This window comes from Sporosarcina sp. FSL W8-0480 (genome assembly GCF_037963765.1).
Taxonomy (GTDB): domain Bacteria; phylum Bacillota; class Bacilli; order Bacillales_A; family Planococcaceae; genus Sporosarcina.
The window spans coordinates 718492-734457 of sequence record NZ_CP150166.1; the positions used below are offsets into that span (position 1 = coordinate 718492).

Genomic DNA, 15966 nt, shown 5'->3' on the forward strand with positions numbered 1-15966 from the left:
GTGTGGTCTTACTAAAAGCACAATGAAAGGAGGAAAATCCGATGCCTACAATTAACCAATTAGTCCGCAAACCTCGTAAATCGAAGTCGGACACTTCTAAGGCACCAGCACTTGGTAAAAGCTATAACAGCTTCAAAAAGTCTATGACTAACGTTAACTCGCCACAAAAAAGAGGTGTTTGTACTCGTGTGGGTACAATGACTCCGAAGAAACCGAACTCGGCTCTTCGTAAATATGCGCGTGTACGTTTGACTAATACTTTGGAAGTTAACGCATATATCCCTGGTGAAGGTCACAACCTTCAAGAGCACAGTGTTGTTCTTATCCGTGGAGGACGTGTAAAAGACTTACCGGGTGTTCGTTACCATATCGTTCGTGGTGCGCTTGATACTGCTGGTGTTACTGGCCGTATGCAAAGCCGTTCACAATACGGTGCGAAAAAACCAAAAGCAAAGAAAAACTAATAACGAAATGATCATTTCGAAAGGAGGAAAACAATATGCCTCGTAAAGGTCCTGTTGCAAAACGCGACGTATTACCAGATCCAATTTACAATTCGAAGCTTGTTACACGTCTCATCAATAAAATGATGGTTGACGGTAAAAAAGGTACATCACAAAAAATCCTCTATGGTGCGTTTGAACTTGTTAAAGAACGTTCCGGTAAAGATCCTTTAGAAGTATTTGAAGCAGCATTGAACAACGTAATGCCAGTACTTGAAGTACGTGCTCGCCGCGTTGGTGGTGCTAACTATCAAGTTCCGGTTGAAGTTCGTCCTGAACGCCGTACAACTCTAGGATTGCGTTACCTTGTGAACTACTCACGCACACGCGGTGAGAAAACAATGGAGGAACGTCTTGCGAATGAAATCCTTGACGCTTCCAACAACACAGGTGCATCCGTAAAACGTCGTGAAGAAATGCATAAAATGGCTGAAGCCAACAAAGCATTCGCTCACTATCGTTGGTAAGATCGATAGGTTTATCTTTATTCAGCTAAAGAATCTCTACATCTGTCTAACAGATGCCCGAGTTCCTGCTGAATAAAGATAGAAGCCACCGATTACTGCCGATGCAGTATAGATTGTCTTAATCCGAAACGGAAGGAGATATACAAAATGGCTAGAGAGTTCTCCTTAGAGAATACTCGTAACATTGGTATCATGGCTCACATCGATGCTGGTAAAACAACAACGACTGAGCGGATCCTTTTTTACACAGGTAAGATTCACAAAATCGGAGAAACTCACGAAGGTGCTTCTCAAATGGACTGGATGGAGCAGGAGCAAGAGCGTGGTATCACAATCACATCTGCTGCTACAACAGCTCAATGGAAAGGCCATCGTGTAAACATCATTGACACACCAGGTCACGTGGACTTCACAGTTGAGGTTGAGCGTTCCCTACGTGTTCTTGATGGTGCTGTAACTGTTCTTGATGCTCAATCAGGTGTTGAGCCACAAACTGAAACAGTTTGGCGTCAAGCTACTACTTACGGCGTACCACGTCTTGTATTCGTCAACAAGATGGACAAGACTGGTGCTGATTTCCTTTATTCTATAGGTACACTTCATGACCGTCTTCAAGCTAACGCACATCCAATCCAATTACCGATTGGTGCTGAAGATTCATTTAGCGGAATCATCGACTTAGTCGAGATGAAAGCTACAATGTACGGTAATGACCTTGGTACAGATACATCTGTCGAGGAAATTCCTGAAGAATATCGTGCTCAAGCTGAAGAGTACCGTGAGAAATTGATCGAAGCTGTCGTTGATTTCGATGAAGATCTTATGGAAAAATACCTTGGCGGTGAAGAACTTACAGTTCAAGAAATCAAAACTGCAATCCGTAAAGCAACTCTTGCGGTAGAATTCTACCCGGTTGTTTGTGGTACTGCATTTAAAAACAAAGGTGTACAGCTTGTACTTGACGCTGTAGTCGACTACTTGCCATCACCACTTGATATCGCAGCAATGACAGGTATCAACCCTGAAACTGAACAAGAAGAAGAGCGTCATTCAAGCGATGAAGAGCCATTCTCAGCTCTTGCATTTAAAGTTATGACTGACCCTTACGTTGGTAAGCTTACATTCTTCCGTGTTTATTCAGGAGTCCTTCAATCAGGTTCTTATGTTCAGAACACATCGAAGGGCAAGCGTGAACGTGTAGGACGTATCCTTCAAATGCACGCGAACAGCCGTGAAGAAATCAGCGAAGTACACGCTGGTGAAATCGCAGCTGCAGTTGGTCTAAAAGACACTGGAACAGGTGACACGCTTTGTGACGACAAAGCACCAATCATCCTTGAATCCATGGAATTCCCTGAGCCAGTTATCTCGGTTGCGATCGAACCGAAAACAAAAGGCGACCAGGACAAAATGGGTACTGCTCTTGCGAAACTTCAAGAAGAAGACCCTACATTCCGCGCTCATACAGACCAAGAAACAGGAGAAGTTATCATCGCAGGTATGGGTGAGCTTCACCTTGACATCATCGTTGACCGCTTGAAACGTGAGTTTAAAGTAGAAGCGAATGTCGGTGCACCACAAGTATCTTACCGTGAGACTTTCCGCAGCTCTGCTGAAGTTGAAGGTAAGTTCGTCCGCCAATCAGGTGGTCGTGGTCAATATGGTCACGTTTGGATCGAGTTCTCTCCAAACGAAGAAGGAAAAGGTTTCGAATTCCAAAACGCTATCGTCGGTGGTGTCGTTCCTCGTGAATACATTCCATCCGTTGAAGCAGGACTTCGTGATTCTTTAAACAACGGTGTTATTGCAGGTTATCCGTTGATCGACGTGAAGGCTCGTCTATTCGACGGTTCTTACCATGACGTTGACTCCAACGAGATGGCGTTCAAGATCGCCGCTTCTATGGCACTTAAAAATGCTGCCGCGAAATGTAACCCGGTACTACTTGAGCCGATGATGAAAGTTGAAGTAATCATCCCTGAAGAGTACATGGGTGACATCATGGGTGATATCACATCACGCCGTGGTCGCGTAGAAGGTATGGATGCACGCGGTAACGCACAAGTTGTCCGCGCTATGGTTCCACTTGCAGAAATGTTCGGTTACGCAACTTCACTTCGTTCGAATACACAAGGTCGCGGGGTATTCTCCATGACATTCGATCACTATGAAGATGTTCCGAAATCAATTGCAGAAGAAGTCATTAAGAAAAATAAAGGTGAATAATTAATTTCATCCTTGTTTACTTCATGGATTACTTGTAAGATATGGTTAGTTGAGGGGATTTTACCTCAGCTTCCATACCTATAAATAATAAAACATTCATATTTTAAGGAGGAATTCCAAAATGGCAAAAGCAAAATTCGATCGCTCCAAGGAGCACGCTAACGTTGGTACAATCGGTCACGTTGACCATGGTAAAACAACTTTGACTGCTGCAATCGCAACAGTTCTTTCAAAGAGAATGGGTGGGGAAGCGAAATCTTACGCTGACGTAGATAACGCTCCAGAAGAAAAAGAGCGTGGAATCACGATCAATACTTCACACATCGAGTACGAAACTGACAAACGTCACTACGCACACGTTGACTGCCCAGGTCACGCTGACTACGTTAAAAACATGATCACTGGTGCTGCTCAAATGGACGGCGGTATCCTAGTTGTATCTGCAGCTGACGGCCCAATGCCACAAACTCGTGAGCACATTCTTCTTTCACGTCAAGTAGGTGTTCCTTACCTAGTTGTATTCATGAACAAATGTGACATGGTTGACGACGAAGAGCTTCTTGAGCTTGTTGAAATGGAAATCCGTGACCTTCTTTCTGAGTACGACTTCCCTGGCGACGACATTCCTGTCATCAAAGGATCTGCTCTTAAAGCACTTGAAGGTGAAGCTGAGTGGGAAGAGAAAATCGTTGAGCTTATGAACGCTGTTGATGAGTACATCCCAACACCACCACGTGATACTGATAAACCATTCATGATGCCAGTTGAGGACGTATTCTCAATTACTGGTCGTGGAACAGTTGCTACAGGACGCGTTGAGCGTGGTCAAGTTAAAGTCGGTGACGTTGTTGACATCATCGGTTTGACTGAAGAACCAAAATCTACAACTGTTACAGGTGTAGAAATGTTCCGTAAGCTTCTTGACTATGCAGAAGCTGGAGACAACATCGGTGCACTTCTTCGTGGGGTTTCCCGTGAAGACATCGAGCGTGGTCAAGTACTTGCTAAACCAGGTACAATCACACCACACACAAGCTTCAAATCAGAAGTTTATGTTCTTTCAAAAGAAGAGGGTGGACGTCATACTCCATTCTTCTCTAACTACCGCCCACAGTTCTACTTCCGTACAACTGACGTAACAGGAATCATCTCTCTTCCTGAAGGAGTAGAAATGGTTATGCCTGGCGACAACGTTGAAATGACTGTTGAACTGATCGCTCCAATCGCGATTGAAGAAGGTACTAAATTCTCAATCCGTGAAGGTGGCCGTACAGTAGGCGCTGGCGTTGTAGCAACAATCGTAAAATAATAACCTTTAAACCCCCGCACTCGTGCGGGGGTTTTTTCTTATAATGCACTGAAGTGTAAAGGCATTTGGCGCGATGGTAATGCAACTAACTCCATGGATTACTTCCGCGGGATGGGGAAACCTCTTCTATTGGACAAGGGCCCATTCTTTCCCGTTCAAGGTCCATTCTTTTGAATAAGAGCCCATTCTTTCTCGTTTTAGGTCCATTCTTTTGAATAAGGGCCCATTCTTTCCCGCTTTAGGTCCATTCTTTTGAAGAAGGGCCCATTCTTTCCCGTTTTAGGTCCATTCTTTTGAATAAGTTCTCATTAAAGCGGAAAGAGTTCTCGTTACCTCGCCCTGAGTTCTCATTAAAGCGCAAAGAGTACTCGTTACCTCGCCCTGAGTTCTCAATAAAGCGCAAAGAGTACTCGTTACCTCGCCCTGAGTTCTCATTAAAGCGGAAAGAGTTCTCGTTACCTCGCCCTGAGTTCTCAGTAAAGCGCAAAGAGTTCTCGTTACCTCGCCCTGAGTTCTCATTAAAGCATAAAGAGTTCTCGTTACCTCGCCCTGAGTTCTCATTAAAGCGCAAAGAGTTCTCAATACCTCCCCATAAGTTCTCAATAAAGCGCAAAGACTTCTCATTAACTCACCAAACCTTCTCATTAAATCATTAAGACTCACCTATGAAACACCGACTTCATCACAATTCTCCAAAACGCTGAAACACTAAACTCTTCTAAATCGTCGCTATATTTATTTATTCATGTTTCCTCAACTTTTTTCTCGCTAATAGTTGAAATATAGCTAACATCCAATTATAATAATAAAGCCGACTAAAAGAATTTCGCGAAAAGGGTTGCGGGATTCTTTTTCATTGTGTATAATGTTGAATGTTGGTCTTTGACTGCGATGAAGCGGGAGGTTGCCGACACACCCGGCCGCTTTGCCATGGCATGTGTGTGGGAAATTTCCGTGGAGAATGTCTAGAAAATAGGCGAAAAGGAGGGAAAATAATGGCAAAACAGAAGATTCGTATTCGTTTAAAAGCATATGATCACAGAATTCTTGATCAATCAGCTGAAAAGATTGTAGAAACAGCAAAACGTTCGGGTGCAAGCGTATCGGGTCCGATACCTCTTCCGACTGAAAGATCTGTTTACACGATCCTTCGTGCGGTACATAAGTACAAAGATTCGCGCGAGCAGTTCGAAATGCGTACGCATAAACGTCTAATCGATATCGTCAATCCGACACCACAAACTGTCGATGCGTTGATGAAACTTGATTTACCATCTGGCGTTGACATTGAAATCAAACTTTAATCTATAAAATAAAACTATTAATTCAGGAGGTGTGACAAATGACCAAAGGAATCTTAGGGAGAAAAGTCGGTATGACGCAAATCTTTGCTGAAAACGGCGATTTAATTCCAGTAACTGTGATCGAAGCTGCTCCAAACGTAGTTCTTCAAAAGAAAACTACTGAAAATGACGGCTACGAAGCAATCCAGCTTGGATTCGACGACAAACGTGAAAAGCTTGCAAACAAACCTGAAAAGGGACACGTTGCAAAAGCTGAAACGGCACCTAAGCGCTTCATTCGCGAATTCCGCGGAGACGTTGCTGGGTATGAAGTTGGTCAGGAAGTCAAAGTCGATACATTCGCGGAAGGCGATATCGTCGACATTACAGGAGTATCAAAAGGTAAAGGGTTCCAAGGTGTTATTAAGCGCCATGGTTACTCACGCGGACCAATGAGTCACGGTTCTCGTTTCCACCGTGCACCAGGTTCATTAGGTGCGGTTGACGGACAACGTGTATTCAAAGGTAAGAAATTGCCAGGACGTACTGGTGGAGACACTGTAACGATTCAAAACCTTGAAATCGTACGAGTTGACGCTGAGCGTAACTTGTTGTTAGTAAAAGGTAACATTCCAGGAGCGCGCAAATCACTTGTAACAGTGAAAAGTGCAATCAAAGGGAAGTAATTCTTAAAGGAAGGAGGAAACAAAAATGCCTAAAGTATCCGTACTAAGTCAAACAGGATCTTCAGTTGGCGAAATCGAATTGAACGAAGCGATCTTCGGAATCGAACCAAATGAAGCAGTCCTATTCGAAGCTTTGGTTCAACAACGTGCGTCGTTGCGTCAAGGTAACCATAAAGTTAAAACTCGCGCGGAAGTTGCTGGCGGTGGCCGTAAACCATGGCGCCAAAAAGGAACAGGTCGTGCACGTCAAGGTTCAATCCGTTCACCACAATGGCGTGGAGGCGGTATCGTATTTGGACCATCTCAAAGAAGCTATAGCTACAAGCTTAATAAGAAAGTCCGTCGTTTGGCACTTCTATCTGCACTTTCTACGAAAGTTCGCGATGAAGAAATCATCGTATTGGATGGCCTATCATTCGATGCACCGAAGACAAAAGAATTCACGAAAGTTCTTAAAGACCTTTCAATCGAGAAAAAAGCATTGTTCGTAACAGCTGACCTTGATGAAGCAGTAGCATTGTCTGCTCGTAACATCCCTGGAATTAGCGTTGTTACAGCTAACGGCATCAACGTTCTTGATCTTGTTGGTCATGACCAACTTGTCATCACTAAAGATGCAGTTCAAAAAATTGAGGAGGTGCTTGGTTAATGGAAGCACGTGATGTACTAAAACGTCCGGTCATTACCGAGCGTTCTTCAGAACAAATGGAATACAAAAAGTACACTTTCGAAGTTGACACTCGCGCTAACAAAACACATGTGAAGCAAGCTGTCGAAGAAATCTTCGGAGTAAAAGTGGAAAAAGTCAACGTTCAGAACTACAAAGGTAAGTTCAAGCGTATGGGCAAACACGCAGGCTACACTAACAAACGCCGTAAAGCGATTGTTACATTGACTGCAGACTCAAAAGACATCGAACTATTCGAGATCTAATTTATTCATAAATAACGAAGGAGGGAACACAAATGGCGATTAAGAAATATAAACCTACCTCCAACGGACGTCGTAACATGACTTCTTCAGACTTCTCTGCTATTACAACAGATAAGCCGGAAAAATCATTGCTTGAACCACTTAAGCGTAAAGGCGGACGTAACAACCAAGGTAGGACTACTGTTCGTCACCAAGGTGGAGGCCACAAGCGCCAATACCGTGTCATCGACTTCCAACGTCGGAAAGATGGCATTCCAGGACGCGTTGCTACGATCGAATACGATCCAAACCGTTCTGCTAACATTGCCCTAATCAACTATGCTGATGGGGAAAAACGTTATATCCTTGCTCCAAAAGGTTTGGAAGTTGGAATGACAGTAATGTCAGGTCCAGAAGCGGATATCAAAGTAGGAAACTCACTTCCACTTGAAAATATCCCTATGGGTTCAACTATCCATAACATCGAATTGAAACCTGGTAAAGGCGGCCAATTAGTACGTTCTGCAGGTACATCTGCACAACTACTTGGACGTGAAGGCAAATATGTCATCATCCGTCTACAATCTGGCGAAGTTCGCATGATCCTTTCTACTTGCCGCGCTACTATCGGTCAAGTTGGTAACGAGCAACACGAATTGATCAACATCGGTAAAGCAGGTCGTTCACGCTGGTTGGGCAAACGTCCTACAGTACGTGGATCTGTAATGAACCCTAACGATCACCCACACGGTGGTGGTGAAGGACGTACACCAATCGGTCGTCCGAGCCCAGTTACACCTTGGGGTAAACCAGCTCTTGGTTACAAAACTCGTAAGAAAAACAACAAATCCGACAAACTTATCGTTCGTCGCCGTAAAAAATAATGTGATGACACTGCGGTTCAATGAATGGACCGTAGAACAGTCATCACGGAAGGAGGATCCGACATGGGCCGCAGCTTGAAAAAAGGACCTTTCGCAGATGATCATCTTTTGAAAAAGGTCGACGCTCAAAAAGATGCACAAAAAAAGCAGGTCATTAAAACTTGGTCTCGCCGTTCTACAATCTTCCCGTCATTCATCGGTTTGACGATTGCTGTATACGACGGACGCAAACACGTACCGGTTTACGTGACTGAAGATATGGTTGGTCACAAACTTGGTGAGTTCGTACCTACGCGCACATACAAAGGTCATGGCGCTGACGATAAGAAAACAAGACGCTAATTGAGAGGAGGTTATTCTGATGCAACAAGCAAAAGCTACTGCCCGCACAGTCCGTATTGCTCCTCGCAAAGTCCGTTTGGTCGTTGATCTTATCCGGGGCAAGAAAATCGGTGAAGCTGTCGCGATTCTACGCCTGACGCCAAAAGCGGCATCTCCGGTTGTAGAAAAAGTTTTGAAATCAGCAATTGCAAACGCTGAACACAACTATGAATTGGATGTTGAGAACCTTGTCGTTAGCGAAGTATTCGTAGATGAAGGTCCAACAATGAAACGTTTCCGTCCACGTGCACAAGGTCGTGCAAGTGCGATCAACAAACGTACTAGCCACATCACTGTAGTGGTATCCGAAAAGAAGGAGGGGTAATTCGTGGGTCAAAAAGTACATCCTAATGGTTTGCGGGTTGGAATCATCCGTGACTGGGATTCGAAATGGTATGCAGAAAAAGACTATGCGAATCTTTTACACGAAGACTTGAAAATCCGTGAATTCGTCGAAAAACGACTAGTAGACGCAGCAGTTTCCAAAGTGGAAATCGAGCGTGCTGCAAAGCGTGTAAACATTACAATTCACACTGCGAAGCCTGGTATGGTTATCGGTAAAGGCGGTTCTGAAGTCGAAGCACTTCGTAAATCTCTTAACGATATTACTGGCAAGCGTGTACACATCAACATCGTGGAAATCAAGCGTGCAGATCTTGACGCGAAATTGGTTGCAGAATCAATCGCACGTCAACTTGAAAGCCGTGTATCTTTCCGTCGTGCACAAAAACAAGCAATTCAACGCACTATTCGTTCTGGTGCAAAAGGAATCAAAACACAAGTATCCGGACGTCTTGGCGGTGCTGACATCGCTCGTGCGGAACACTATAGTGAAGGTACTGTACCTCTTCATACATTACGTGCAGACATCGACTATGCACACGCAGAAGCTGACACAACATATGGTAAGCTTGGCGTTAAAGTATGGATTTACCGGGGAGAAGTCCTTCCAGTGAAGAAGAACTCTGAGGAAGGAGGCAACTAATTATGTTAATGCCTAAACGCGTTAAATATCGTCGTGTATTCCGTGGTAAAATGCGCGGAACTACAAAAGGCGGAGCATCTGTACAATTTGGTCAATTCGGTTTACAAGCAACTGAATCAGGTTGGATCACTAACCGCCAAATCGAATCCGCTCGTATCGCAATGACACGTTACATGAAACGTGGCGGTAAAGTTTGGATCAACATCTTCCCACATAAACCTTATACGAAAAAGCCTCTTGAAGTCCGGATGGGTTCCGGTAAAGGTGCTGTAGAAGGCTGGGTAGCAGTAGTAAAACCAGGTCGTGTAATGTTTGAAATCGCAGGTGTGTCAGAAGAAGTTGCACGTGAAGCACTTCGCCTCGCATCTCACAAACTGCCTGTAAAGAGCAAGTTTGTAAAACGTGAAGAAATTGGTGGTGAGTCTAATGAAAGCTAAAGAAATCCGTGACTTAACAACTGCAGAAATCGAGCAAAAAGTGAAATCACTGAAAGAAGAGCTTTTCAACCTTCGCTTCCAATTAGCGACAGGACAATTAGAAAACACTGCACGCATCCGTGAAGTTCGCAAATCGATTGCGCGCATGAAAACTGTAATACGTCAAAGAGAGATCAGTGCAAATAACTGATGAAGGAGGTTGCAGCCATGACTGAGCGTAACCAGCGCAAAGTATATACAGGCCGTGTTGTATCCGACAAAATGGATAAAACGGTTACCGTAATGGTAGAGACACATAAAAAGCACTCTTTATACGGCAAACGTGTAAAGTATTCTAAAAAATTCAAGGCCCATGACGAACTAAATGAAGCAAAAATCGGCGATGTAGTACGTATTATGGAAACTCGTCCACTATCAGCTACAAAGCGTTTCCGCCTCATCGAAGTAGTCGAAAAAGCGGTCATCATCTAATATCGTTCGGAAACTAATTCCGAGAGGAGGTAGCCTCAATGATTCAACAAGAAAGCCGTATGAAAGTTGCCGATAATTCAGGTGCACGTGAAGTTCTAACAATTAAAGTACTTGGTGGAACTGGTCGTAAAACTGCGAATATCGGTGATGTAGTTGTTGTAACAGTGAAAAAAGCAACACCTGGTGGCGTTGTCAAGAAAGGTGACGTCGTTAAGGCTGTTATCGTTCGTACGAAGAGCGGAGTGCGCCGTAAAGATGGCTCCTACATCACGTTCGACGAAAACGCTTGTGTTATCATCCGTGATGACAAGAGCCCACGTGGAACTCGTATTTTCGGACCTGTTGCACGCGAATTGCGCGACAACAACTTCATGAAAATCATTTCACTTGCTCCAGAAGTTCTTTAATCACATGACAGTGCCAATCAAGGAGGTGCGATAAAATGCACGTTAAAAAAGGCGATAAAGTTATGGTCATCACCGGTAAAGACAAAGGTAAGACCGGCGTTATCTTAGCTGCTTTCCCTAAGAAGGATCGTGTGCTTGTGGAAGGTGTTAACATCGTAAAGAAACATACGAAACCGAACCAAGTCAATCCTCAAGGCGGAATTATCAGCCAAGAAGCAGCGATCCATGTATCCAACGTCATGCCAATCGATCCTAAAACAGGCGAACCAACTCGCGTAGGTTACAAAATCGAAGATGGCAAAAAGATTCGTATTGCAAAAAAATCCGGTGAAGCACTGGACAAATGAGTAATGGATGAAAGGAGGTCCAACTGATGAGCCGATTAAAAGAAAAGTTTTCAAAAGAAATCACACCTGCTCTTATGAGCAAGTTTGAATATACTTCAGTTATGCAAGTACCAAAAGTAGAAAAAATCGTCATCAATATGGGTGTTGGTGATGCTGTTCAAAACTCAAAAGCGCTTGATGCGGCAGTAGAAGATCTTGCTACTATTTCCGGTCAAAAGCCAGTTGTTACAAAAGCTAAGAAATCAATCGCTGGATTCCGTCTTCGTGAAGGAATGCCGATTGGAGCGAAAGTAACACTACGTGGTGAGCGTATGTATGAATTCCTGGACAAGCTGATCTCAATTTCACTTCCACGTGTTCGTGACTTCCGAGGTGTTTCGAAGAAAGCATTCGACGGTCGCGGAAACTACACATTAGGTGTGAAGGAACAGATTATTTTCCCTGAAATTGACTACGATAAAGTATCTAAAGTACGAGGAATGGATATCGTCATCGTTACGACTGCTAACTCCGATGAAGAAGCACGTGAGTTGTTAACGCAGTTCGGCATGCCGTTCCAAAAGTAAACTAAAGGGAGGCGAAAACGTGGCTAAGAAATCAATGATCGTTAAACAGAAACGTACGCCAAAGTTCAAAGTTCAAGAGTATACACGTTGCGAGCGCTGTGGGCGTCCGCATTCCGTATATCGCAAATTCAAACTTTGCCGTATTTGTTTCCGAGAACTCGCATACAAGGGACAAATTCCTGGCGTTAAAAAAGCAAGCTGGTAATCCCCTAACTTGGGAAGGAGGTTAATGTAATGACAATGAGTGATCCGATTGCAGATATGCTTACACGCATCCGTAACGCGAACATGGTTCGCCACGAGAAGCTTGAGGTACCTGCTTCAAACATGAAAAAAGAAATCGCTGAAATCCTAAAGCGTGAAGGTTTCGTTCGCGATGTTGAATATGTGGAAGATAGCAAACAAGGAATTATCCGCATTTTCCTTAAATATGGTCAAAACAATGAGCGTGTTATCACTGGTCTTAAGCGTATCTCAAAACCTGGTCTTCGCGTTTATGCAAAAACGAACGAAGTTCCTAAAGTTTTGAATGGCCTTGGTATCGCCCTCGTCTCTACATCACACGGCGTACTTACTGATAAGGAAGCTCGTGCAAAACAAGTAGGCGGAGAAGTAGTAGCTTACGTTTGGTAATCTGTAACAATTGAATGGAGGTGCAATAGGATGTCCCGAATTGGTAAACGCCCAATCGAGGTACCTGAAAACGTAACAGTTACTATCGCTGATAATAACCACGTTACTGTTAAAGGTCCTAAAGGCGAACTTACAAATACATTTAATGCTGATATTAAAATCGAACAAGAAGGCAATGTCATCACATTGACTCGTCCGACTGATTCGAAAGAACACCGTTCAATCCATGGAACTACACGTTCTCTATTGGACAACATGGTAACTGGTGTTTCTAAAGGATTCGAACGTACACTTGAATTAGTTGGGGTTGGGTACCGTGCTCAACTTCAAGGCAAAAAACTGGTATTGAACGTTGGTTACTCTCACCCGGTTGAATTCACACCGGAAGAAGGAATCGAAGTTGAAGTTCCAGCTAACACGAAAATCATCGTTCGCGGAATCAACAAAGAACGTGTTGGTGCCCTAGCGTCGAACATTCGTCAAGTACGCCCACCAGAGCCGTATAAAGGTAAAGGTATTAAGTATGAAGGCGAAATCATCCGTCGTAAAGAAGGAAAAACAGGTAAATAATGCCGCGTAAAGGCATTCGGAAGGAGTGACCACGATGATCACGAAACAAGATAAGAACGTTGTCCGTAAAAAGCGTCACGCACGTGTGCGTACGAAAATTAGCGGAACTCCAGCGCGTCCACGCTTGAACGTATACCGTTCAAACAAACATATCTATGCACAACTAATCGACGATTTAAATGGCGTTACGATTGCTAGTGCTTCCACAATGGATAAAGGGTTCGAATTGGACTCTAAGGCGAATGCAGAAGCAGCAGCTAAAGTCGGCGAGATGATCGCGAAGAAAGCCGTTGAAAAAGATGTCAAATCGGTTGTTTTCGACCGTGGCGGATACCTATTCCATGGCCGTGTGAAAGCTCTTGCTGACGCAGCACGCGAAAATGGACTGGAATTTTAATTAAGAAGGAGGGACATATTTCATGCGTCGTAATGATCAGAATAGAAGTGAATTTGAAGAACGCGTAGTTACGATCAACCGTGTAGCGAAAGTGGTTAAAGGTGGACGTCGTTTCCGCTTTACAGCTCTTGTCGTTGTCGGCGATAAAAACGGTCGCGTTGGCTTCGGAACTGGGAAAGCACAGGAAGTTCCTGATGCAATCCGTAAAGCTATTGAAGATGCGAAGAAAAACTTGATCGAAGTGCCAATGGTTAAAGGAACGACTCCGCACGAAATTATTGGACGTTTTGGTGCAGGTCAAATCCTCATCAAACCAGCAGCACCTGGTACAGGAGTTATCGCTGGTGGACCAGTACGTGCGGTACTTGAACTTGCAGGAATCACGGATATCCTTTCAAAATCCTTAGGATCAAGCACACCGATTAACATGGTACGTGCAACAATTGAAGGGTTGAAGAATTTGAAACGCGCTGAAGAAGTTGCAAAATTGCGTGGCAAATCCGTTGAAGAACTGTTAGGTTAAGGGGGGAAACACAATGGCAAACAAACTTGAAATCACCCTTACGAAAAGTGTAATCGGCGCTAAGCCGGCACAACGTAAAACAGTTGAGGCTCTCGGTCTGCGTAAGTTGAATCAGACGGTTGAACATCAAGACAATGTAGCGATTCGTGGCATGATCAACAAAGTAAGCCACTTAGTCACTGTTAAAGAACAATAATGCACATTTTCGAAATAAGGAGGTGCCGATAAGATGAAATTACACGATATGAAACCAGCTGAAGGCGCACGTAAATCACGTAAACGCATTGGTCGTGGAATCGGTTCCGGTACAGGTAAAACTTCCGGTAAAGGTCATAAAGGACAAAATGCTCGTTCAGGCGGTGGCGTTCGTCTTGGATTTGAAGGTGGTCAAATCCCACTTTTCCAACGACTTCCGAAGCGTGGATTTACGAACATCAATCGTAAAGAATATGCAATCGTGAACTTGGACGTACTTAGCCGTTTTGACGAAGGTACCGAAGTTACACCTGAATTGCTAATTGAAACTGGAATCGTGAGCAATGAAAAATCAGGAATTAAGATTCTTGGAAATGGGACTCTTGAGAAGAAGATTACTGTCAAAGCTCATAAATTCTCTGCTTCTGCTAAGGAAGCAATCGAGAAAGCGGGCGGGCAAGCTGAGGTGATTTAATGTTTCAGACAATCTCCAACTTTATGCGCGTTAGAGATATTAGGTCTAAAATCATTTTCACACTATTAGTGCTCATCGTATTCAGATTAGGAGCTTTCGTTCCTGTACCGAACGTTGATGCAACTGCTTTGCAACAAACAAACAACCAATTCATCGGATTACTTAACACATTTGGCGGTGGAGCATTACAGCAGTTCTCCATTTTTGCAATGGGTATCATGCCATACATCACCGCTTCCATCATTGTGCAATTATTGCAGATGGATGTTGTTCCGAAGTTTACTGAGTGGTCAAAGCAAGGGGACGTCGGAAGACGGAAGCTTGCACAATTTACAAGATACTTCACAGTTATCCTTGCGTTTATCCAAGCGATTGCCATGTCATTCGGGTTTAACCAAATGTTTGGCGGTACTTTGATTAAAGACGAAGGATTCTCCACTTACGTGGTAATTGCGATTGTCTTGACAGCCGGTACATCATTCTTGCTATGGCTTGGTGAGCAGATCACAGCAAAAGGTGTAGGAAATGGTATTTCCATCATCATCTTCGCAGGTATCGTCTCAGCTATTCCTAATGCAGTTAACCAATTGTATGCATCACAAATTCAAGACGCGGGTGACGCTTTGTTCCTTCGAGTTGCTACGATGGTATTGTTGTTGATTGTCATTATTGCAGTCATCGTCGGAGTTGTTTATGTACAAGAAGCACTCCGTAAAATCCCAATTCAGTATGCAAAACGTATGACTGGCCGTGGTCAAACAACGGCTGGACAACAAACACACTTGCCATTGAAATTGAATGCTGCAGGGGTAATTCCGGTAATCTTTGCTGTGGCATTTTTCATCACTCCTCAGCAAATTGCTACATTCTTCGGCGAAAACAGTGTAACTAAATTCATTACAAGAACGTTCGATTATAACGAACCTGTTGGAATGATACTTTACGTAGCATTGATCCTTGCTTTCACATATTTCTATGCGTTCATCCAGGTGAATCCAGAGAATATGGCAGAGAATCTGAAAAAGCAGGGCGCCTATATCCCGGGCATTCGTCCAGGACAAAACACACAAAACTATTTAACAAGCACTTTGTATAGATTGACATTCGTCGGCTCGATTTTCCTTGCTGTCGTTGCAATCATGCCAATTTTCTTCATCAATTTGGCGAATCTTCCACAGTCGCTTCAAATTGGAGGAACAAGCTTGCTCATCGTCGTAGGGGTTGCCCTTGAAACGATGAAACAACTTGAATCACAACTTGTGAAAAGGCATTACAAAGGGTTTATGAAATAATATTTCTTGTAGGTGGG

26 protein-coding genes are annotated in these 15966 nt (G+C 43.7%); all 26 read left to right on the top strand.

Translation table 11 applies throughout. From position 1 onward, the window contains the following. The first annotated feature begins 41 nt into the window (after positions 1–41). The 26 genes from rpsL (at position 42) to secY (ending at position 15949) form a co-directional block, all read left to right on the top strand. Entirely contained in the window at positions 42–464 is a 423-nt protein-coding gene (gene rpsL / locus NSQ43_RS03675) for a 30S ribosomal protein S12 (protein WP_301242065.1), read from the top strand. A 35-nt stretch (positions 465–499) separates the two neighbouring features. After that, positions 500–970: a 30S ribosomal protein S7 gene (gene rpsG / locus NSQ43_RS03680; RefSeq protein ID WP_147057469.1), complete on the top strand. Its 471-nt coding sequence runs from the start codon at positions 500–502 to the stop codon at positions 968–970. A gap of 147 nt (positions 971–1117) precedes the next feature. After that, positions 1118–3196 (top strand): elongation factor G, encoded by a 2079-nt coding sequence (gene fusA / locus NSQ43_RS03685; RefSeq protein WP_339253109.1) that lies wholly within the window; start codon positions 1118–1120, stop codon positions 3194–3196. A 121-nt stretch (positions 3197–3317) separates the two neighbouring features. Further along, a complete protein-coding gene (tuf, locus tag NSQ43_RS03690; RefSeq protein WP_339253111.1) occupies positions 3318–4505 on the top strand; it encodes an elongation factor Tu in 1188 nt (395 codons plus the stop codon). A gap of 995 nt (positions 4506–5500) precedes the next feature. Further along, on the top strand, positions 5501–5809 hold the full coding sequence (rpsJ, locus tag NSQ43_RS03695) for a 30S ribosomal protein S10 (RefSeq protein ID WP_042478628.1): 309 nt from the start codon (positions 5501–5503) through the stop codon (positions 5807–5809). A gap of 38 nt (positions 5810–5847) precedes the next feature. Next, the gene (gene rplC / locus NSQ43_RS03700) at positions 5848–6474 is read left to right on the top strand and encodes a 50S ribosomal protein L3 (protein WP_339253115.1); all 627 of its coding nucleotides are present in this window, start codon (positions 5848–5850) and stop codon (positions 6472–6474) included. A gap of 25 nt (positions 6475–6499) precedes the next feature. Continuing rightward, positions 6500–7123 carry a 50S ribosomal protein L4 gene (rplD, locus tag NSQ43_RS03705; RefSeq protein WP_339253117.1) on the top strand — a complete coding sequence of 208 codons (624 nt, stop codon included), beginning with the start codon at positions 6500–6502 and terminating at the stop codon, positions 7121–7123. Beyond that, complete coding sequence (rplW, locus tag NSQ43_RS03710; protein WP_339253119.1) at positions 7123–7407, top strand: 50S ribosomal protein L23; 285 nt, start codon at positions 7123–7125, stop codon at positions 7405–7407. The genes rplD and rplW overlap by 1 nt, the downstream gene beginning before the upstream one ends. 32 nt (positions 7408–7439) lie before the next feature. Next, complete coding sequence (gene rplB / locus NSQ43_RS03715; RefSeq protein ID WP_339253121.1) at positions 7440–8270, top strand: 50S ribosomal protein L2; 831 nt, start codon at positions 7440–7442, stop codon at positions 8268–8270. Between the two features lie 63 nt (positions 8271–8333). Further along, positions 8334–8612 (top strand): 30S ribosomal protein S19, encoded by a 279-nt coding sequence (gene rpsS / locus NSQ43_RS03720; RefSeq protein WP_147057454.1) that lies wholly within the window; start codon positions 8334–8336, stop codon positions 8610–8612. Positions 8613–8631: 19 nt separating this feature from the next. Beyond that, complete coding sequence (gene rplV, locus NSQ43_RS03725) at positions 8632–8976, top strand: 50S ribosomal protein L22 (protein ID WP_339253124.1); 345 nt, start codon at positions 8632–8634, stop codon at positions 8974–8976. A 3-nt stretch (positions 8977–8979) separates the two neighbouring features. Continuing rightward, positions 8980–9636 (top strand): 30S ribosomal protein S3, encoded by a 657-nt coding sequence (gene rpsC / locus NSQ43_RS03730; RefSeq protein ID WP_283733648.1) that lies wholly within the window; start codon positions 8980–8982, stop codon positions 9634–9636. Between the two features lie 2 nt (positions 9637–9638). Next, complete coding sequence (rplP, locus tag NSQ43_RS03735; RefSeq protein ID WP_301242057.1) at positions 9639–10073, top strand: 50S ribosomal protein L16; 435 nt, start codon at positions 9639–9641, stop codon at positions 10071–10073. Continuing rightward, positions 10063–10263 carry a 50S ribosomal protein L29 gene (gene rpmC, locus NSQ43_RS03740; protein ID WP_009499049.1) on the top strand — a complete coding sequence of 67 codons (201 nt, stop codon included), beginning with the start codon at positions 10063–10065 and terminating at the stop codon, positions 10261–10263. The genes rplP and rpmC overlap by 11 nt, the downstream gene beginning before the upstream one ends. A 17-nt stretch (positions 10264–10280) precedes the next feature. Then, positions 10281–10544: a 30S ribosomal protein S17 gene (gene rpsQ / locus NSQ43_RS03745; RefSeq protein WP_147057446.1), complete on the top strand. Its 264-nt coding sequence runs from the start codon at positions 10281–10283 to the stop codon at positions 10542–10544. A gap of 38 nt (positions 10545–10582) precedes the next feature. Continuing rightward, the gene (gene rplN, locus NSQ43_RS03750) at positions 10583–10951 is read left to right on the top strand and encodes a 50S ribosomal protein L14 (RefSeq protein WP_239430258.1); all 369 of its coding nucleotides are present in this window, start codon (positions 10583–10585) and stop codon (positions 10949–10951) included. A 35-nt stretch (positions 10952–10986) separates the two neighbouring features. Continuing rightward, positions 10987–11298 (top strand): 50S ribosomal protein L24, encoded by a 312-nt coding sequence (gene rplX / locus NSQ43_RS03755; RefSeq protein ID WP_339253133.1) that lies wholly within the window; start codon positions 10987–10989, stop codon positions 11296–11298. Positions 11299–11324: 26 nt separating this feature from the next. Then, complete coding sequence (rplE, locus tag NSQ43_RS03760; RefSeq protein ID WP_339253134.1) at positions 11325–11864, top strand: 50S ribosomal protein L5; 540 nt, start codon at positions 11325–11327, stop codon at positions 11862–11864. 19 nt (positions 11865–11883) lie between these two features. Then, positions 11884–12069, top strand: a complete 186-nt coding sequence (rpsN, locus tag NSQ43_RS03765; protein ID WP_066366377.1) for a 30S ribosomal protein S14 — start codon at positions 11884–11886, stop codon at positions 12067–12069. A gap of 29 nt (positions 12070–12098) precedes the next feature. Next, the gene (rpsH, locus tag NSQ43_RS03770) at positions 12099–12497 is read left to right on the top strand and encodes a 30S ribosomal protein S8 (protein WP_339253139.1); all 399 of its coding nucleotides are present in this window, start codon (positions 12099–12101) and stop codon (positions 12495–12497) included. Positions 12498–12527: 30 nt separating this feature from the next. Next, a complete protein-coding gene (gene rplF / locus NSQ43_RS03775; protein ID WP_339253141.1) occupies positions 12528–13067 on the top strand; it encodes a 50S ribosomal protein L6 in 540 nt (179 codons plus the stop codon). A 34-nt stretch (positions 13068–13101) separates the two neighbouring features. After that, complete coding sequence (gene rplR, locus NSQ43_RS03780; protein ID WP_339253142.1) at positions 13102–13464, top strand: 50S ribosomal protein L18; 363 nt, start codon at positions 13102–13104, stop codon at positions 13462–13464. Between the two features lie 22 nt (positions 13465–13486). Next, a complete protein-coding gene (rpsE, locus tag NSQ43_RS03785; protein WP_060203444.1) occupies positions 13487–13987 on the top strand; it encodes a 30S ribosomal protein S5 in 501 nt (166 codons plus the stop codon). A 13-nt stretch (positions 13988–14000) separates the two neighbouring features. Then, positions 14001–14183, top strand: coding sequence for a 50S ribosomal protein L30 (gene rpmD / locus NSQ43_RS03790; RefSeq protein ID WP_060203446.1), 183 nt, complete (start codon positions 14001–14003; stop codon positions 14181–14183). Between the two features lie 33 nt (positions 14184–14216). Beyond that, the gene (gene rplO / locus NSQ43_RS03795) at positions 14217–14657 is read left to right on the top strand and encodes a 50S ribosomal protein L15 (RefSeq protein ID WP_339253145.1); all 441 of its coding nucleotides are present in this window, start codon (positions 14217–14219) and stop codon (positions 14655–14657) included. Then, positions 14657–15949 carry a preprotein translocase subunit SecY gene (secY, locus tag NSQ43_RS03800; RefSeq protein ID WP_339253147.1) on the top strand — a complete coding sequence of 431 codons (1293 nt, stop codon included), beginning with the start codon at positions 14657–14659 and terminating at the stop codon, positions 15947–15949. Before rplO ends, secY begins: the two co-directional genes overlap by 1 nt. The last annotated feature ends 17 nt before the right edge of the window (positions 15950–15966 follow it).

What these genes read in the sequence shown, in the direction of transcription:
- rplN (WP_239430258.1), top strand. Translation starts at nt 10,583, where the DNA reads ATGATTCAACAAGAAAGCCGTATGAAAGTTGCCGATAATTCAGGTGCA.
- rplF (WP_339253141.1), top strand. Translation starts at nt 12,528, where the DNA reads ATGTCCCGAATTGGTAAACGCCCAATCGAGGTACCTGAAAACGTAACA.
- rplO (WP_339253145.1), top strand. Translation starts at nt 14,217, where the DNA reads ATGAAATTACACGATATGAAACCAGCTGAAGGCGCACGTAAATCACGT.
- rpsG (WP_147057469.1), top strand. Translation starts at nt 500, where the DNA reads ATGCCTCGTAAAGGTCCTGTTGCAAAACGCGACGTATTACCAGATCCA.
- rplW (WP_339253119.1), top strand. Translation starts at nt 7,123, where the DNA reads ATGGAAGCACGTGATGTACTAAAACGTCCGGTCATTACCGAGCGTTCT.
- rplC (WP_339253115.1), top strand. Translation starts at nt 5,848, where the DNA reads ATGACCAAAGGAATCTTAGGGAGAAAAGTCGGTATGACGCAAATCTTT.
- rpsE (WP_060203444.1), top strand. Translation starts at nt 13,487, where the DNA reads ATGCGTCGTAATGATCAGAATAGAAGTGAATTTGAAGAACGCGTAGTT.
- rplE (WP_339253134.1), top strand. Translation starts at nt 11,325, where the DNA reads ATGAGCCGATTAAAAGAAAAGTTTTCAAAAGAAATCACACCTGCTCTT.
- rpsH (WP_339253139.1), top strand. Translation starts at nt 12,099, where the DNA reads ATGACAATGAGTGATCCGATTGCAGATATGCTTACACGCATCCGTAAC.
- rpmC (WP_009499049.1), top strand. Translation starts at nt 10,063, where the DNA reads ATGAAAGCTAAAGAAATCCGTGACTTAACAACTGCAGAAATCGAGCAA.
- rplV (WP_339253124.1), top strand. Translation starts at nt 8,632, where the DNA reads ATGCAACAAGCAAAAGCTACTGCCCGCACAGTCCGTATTGCTCCTCGC.
- rpsL (WP_301242065.1), top strand. Translation starts at nt 42, where the DNA reads ATGCCTACAATTAACCAATTAGTCCGCAAACCTCGTAAATCGAAGTCG.
- rplB (WP_339253121.1), top strand. Translation starts at nt 7,440, where the DNA reads ATGGCGATTAAGAAATATAAACCTACCTCCAACGGACGTCGTAACATG.
- fusA (WP_339253109.1), top strand. Translation starts at nt 1,118, where the DNA reads ATGGCTAGAGAGTTCTCCTTAGAGAATACTCGTAACATTGGTATCATG.
- rpsQ (WP_147057446.1), top strand. Translation starts at nt 10,281, where the DNA reads ATGACTGAGCGTAACCAGCGCAAAGTATATACAGGCCGTGTTGTATCC.
- secY (WP_339253147.1), top strand. Translation starts at nt 14,657, where the DNA reads ATGTTTCAGACAATCTCCAACTTTATGCGCGTTAGAGATATTAGGTCT.
- rplX (WP_339253133.1), top strand. Translation starts at nt 10,987, where the DNA reads ATGCACGTTAAAAAAGGCGATAAAGTTATGGTCATCACCGGTAAAGAC.
- rplP (WP_301242057.1), top strand. Translation starts at nt 9,639, where the DNA reads ATGTTAATGCCTAAACGCGTTAAATATCGTCGTGTATTCCGTGGTAAA.
- rpsS (WP_147057454.1), top strand. Translation starts at nt 8,334, where the DNA reads ATGGGCCGCAGCTTGAAAAAAGGACCTTTCGCAGATGATCATCTTTTG.
- rplD (WP_339253117.1), top strand. Translation starts at nt 6,500, where the DNA reads ATGCCTAAAGTATCCGTACTAAGTCAAACAGGATCTTCAGTTGGCGAA.
- rplR (WP_339253142.1), top strand. Translation starts at nt 13,102, where the DNA reads ATGATCACGAAACAAGATAAGAACGTTGTCCGTAAAAAGCGTCACGCA.
- tuf (WP_339253111.1), top strand. Translation starts at nt 3,318, where the DNA reads ATGGCAAAAGCAAAATTCGATCGCTCCAAGGAGCACGCTAACGTTGGT.
- rpmD (WP_060203446.1), top strand. Translation starts at nt 14,001, where the DNA reads ATGGCAAACAAACTTGAAATCACCCTTACGAAAAGTGTAATCGGCGCT.
- rpsJ (WP_042478628.1), top strand. Translation starts at nt 5,501, where the DNA reads ATGGCAAAACAGAAGATTCGTATTCGTTTAAAAGCATATGATCACAGA.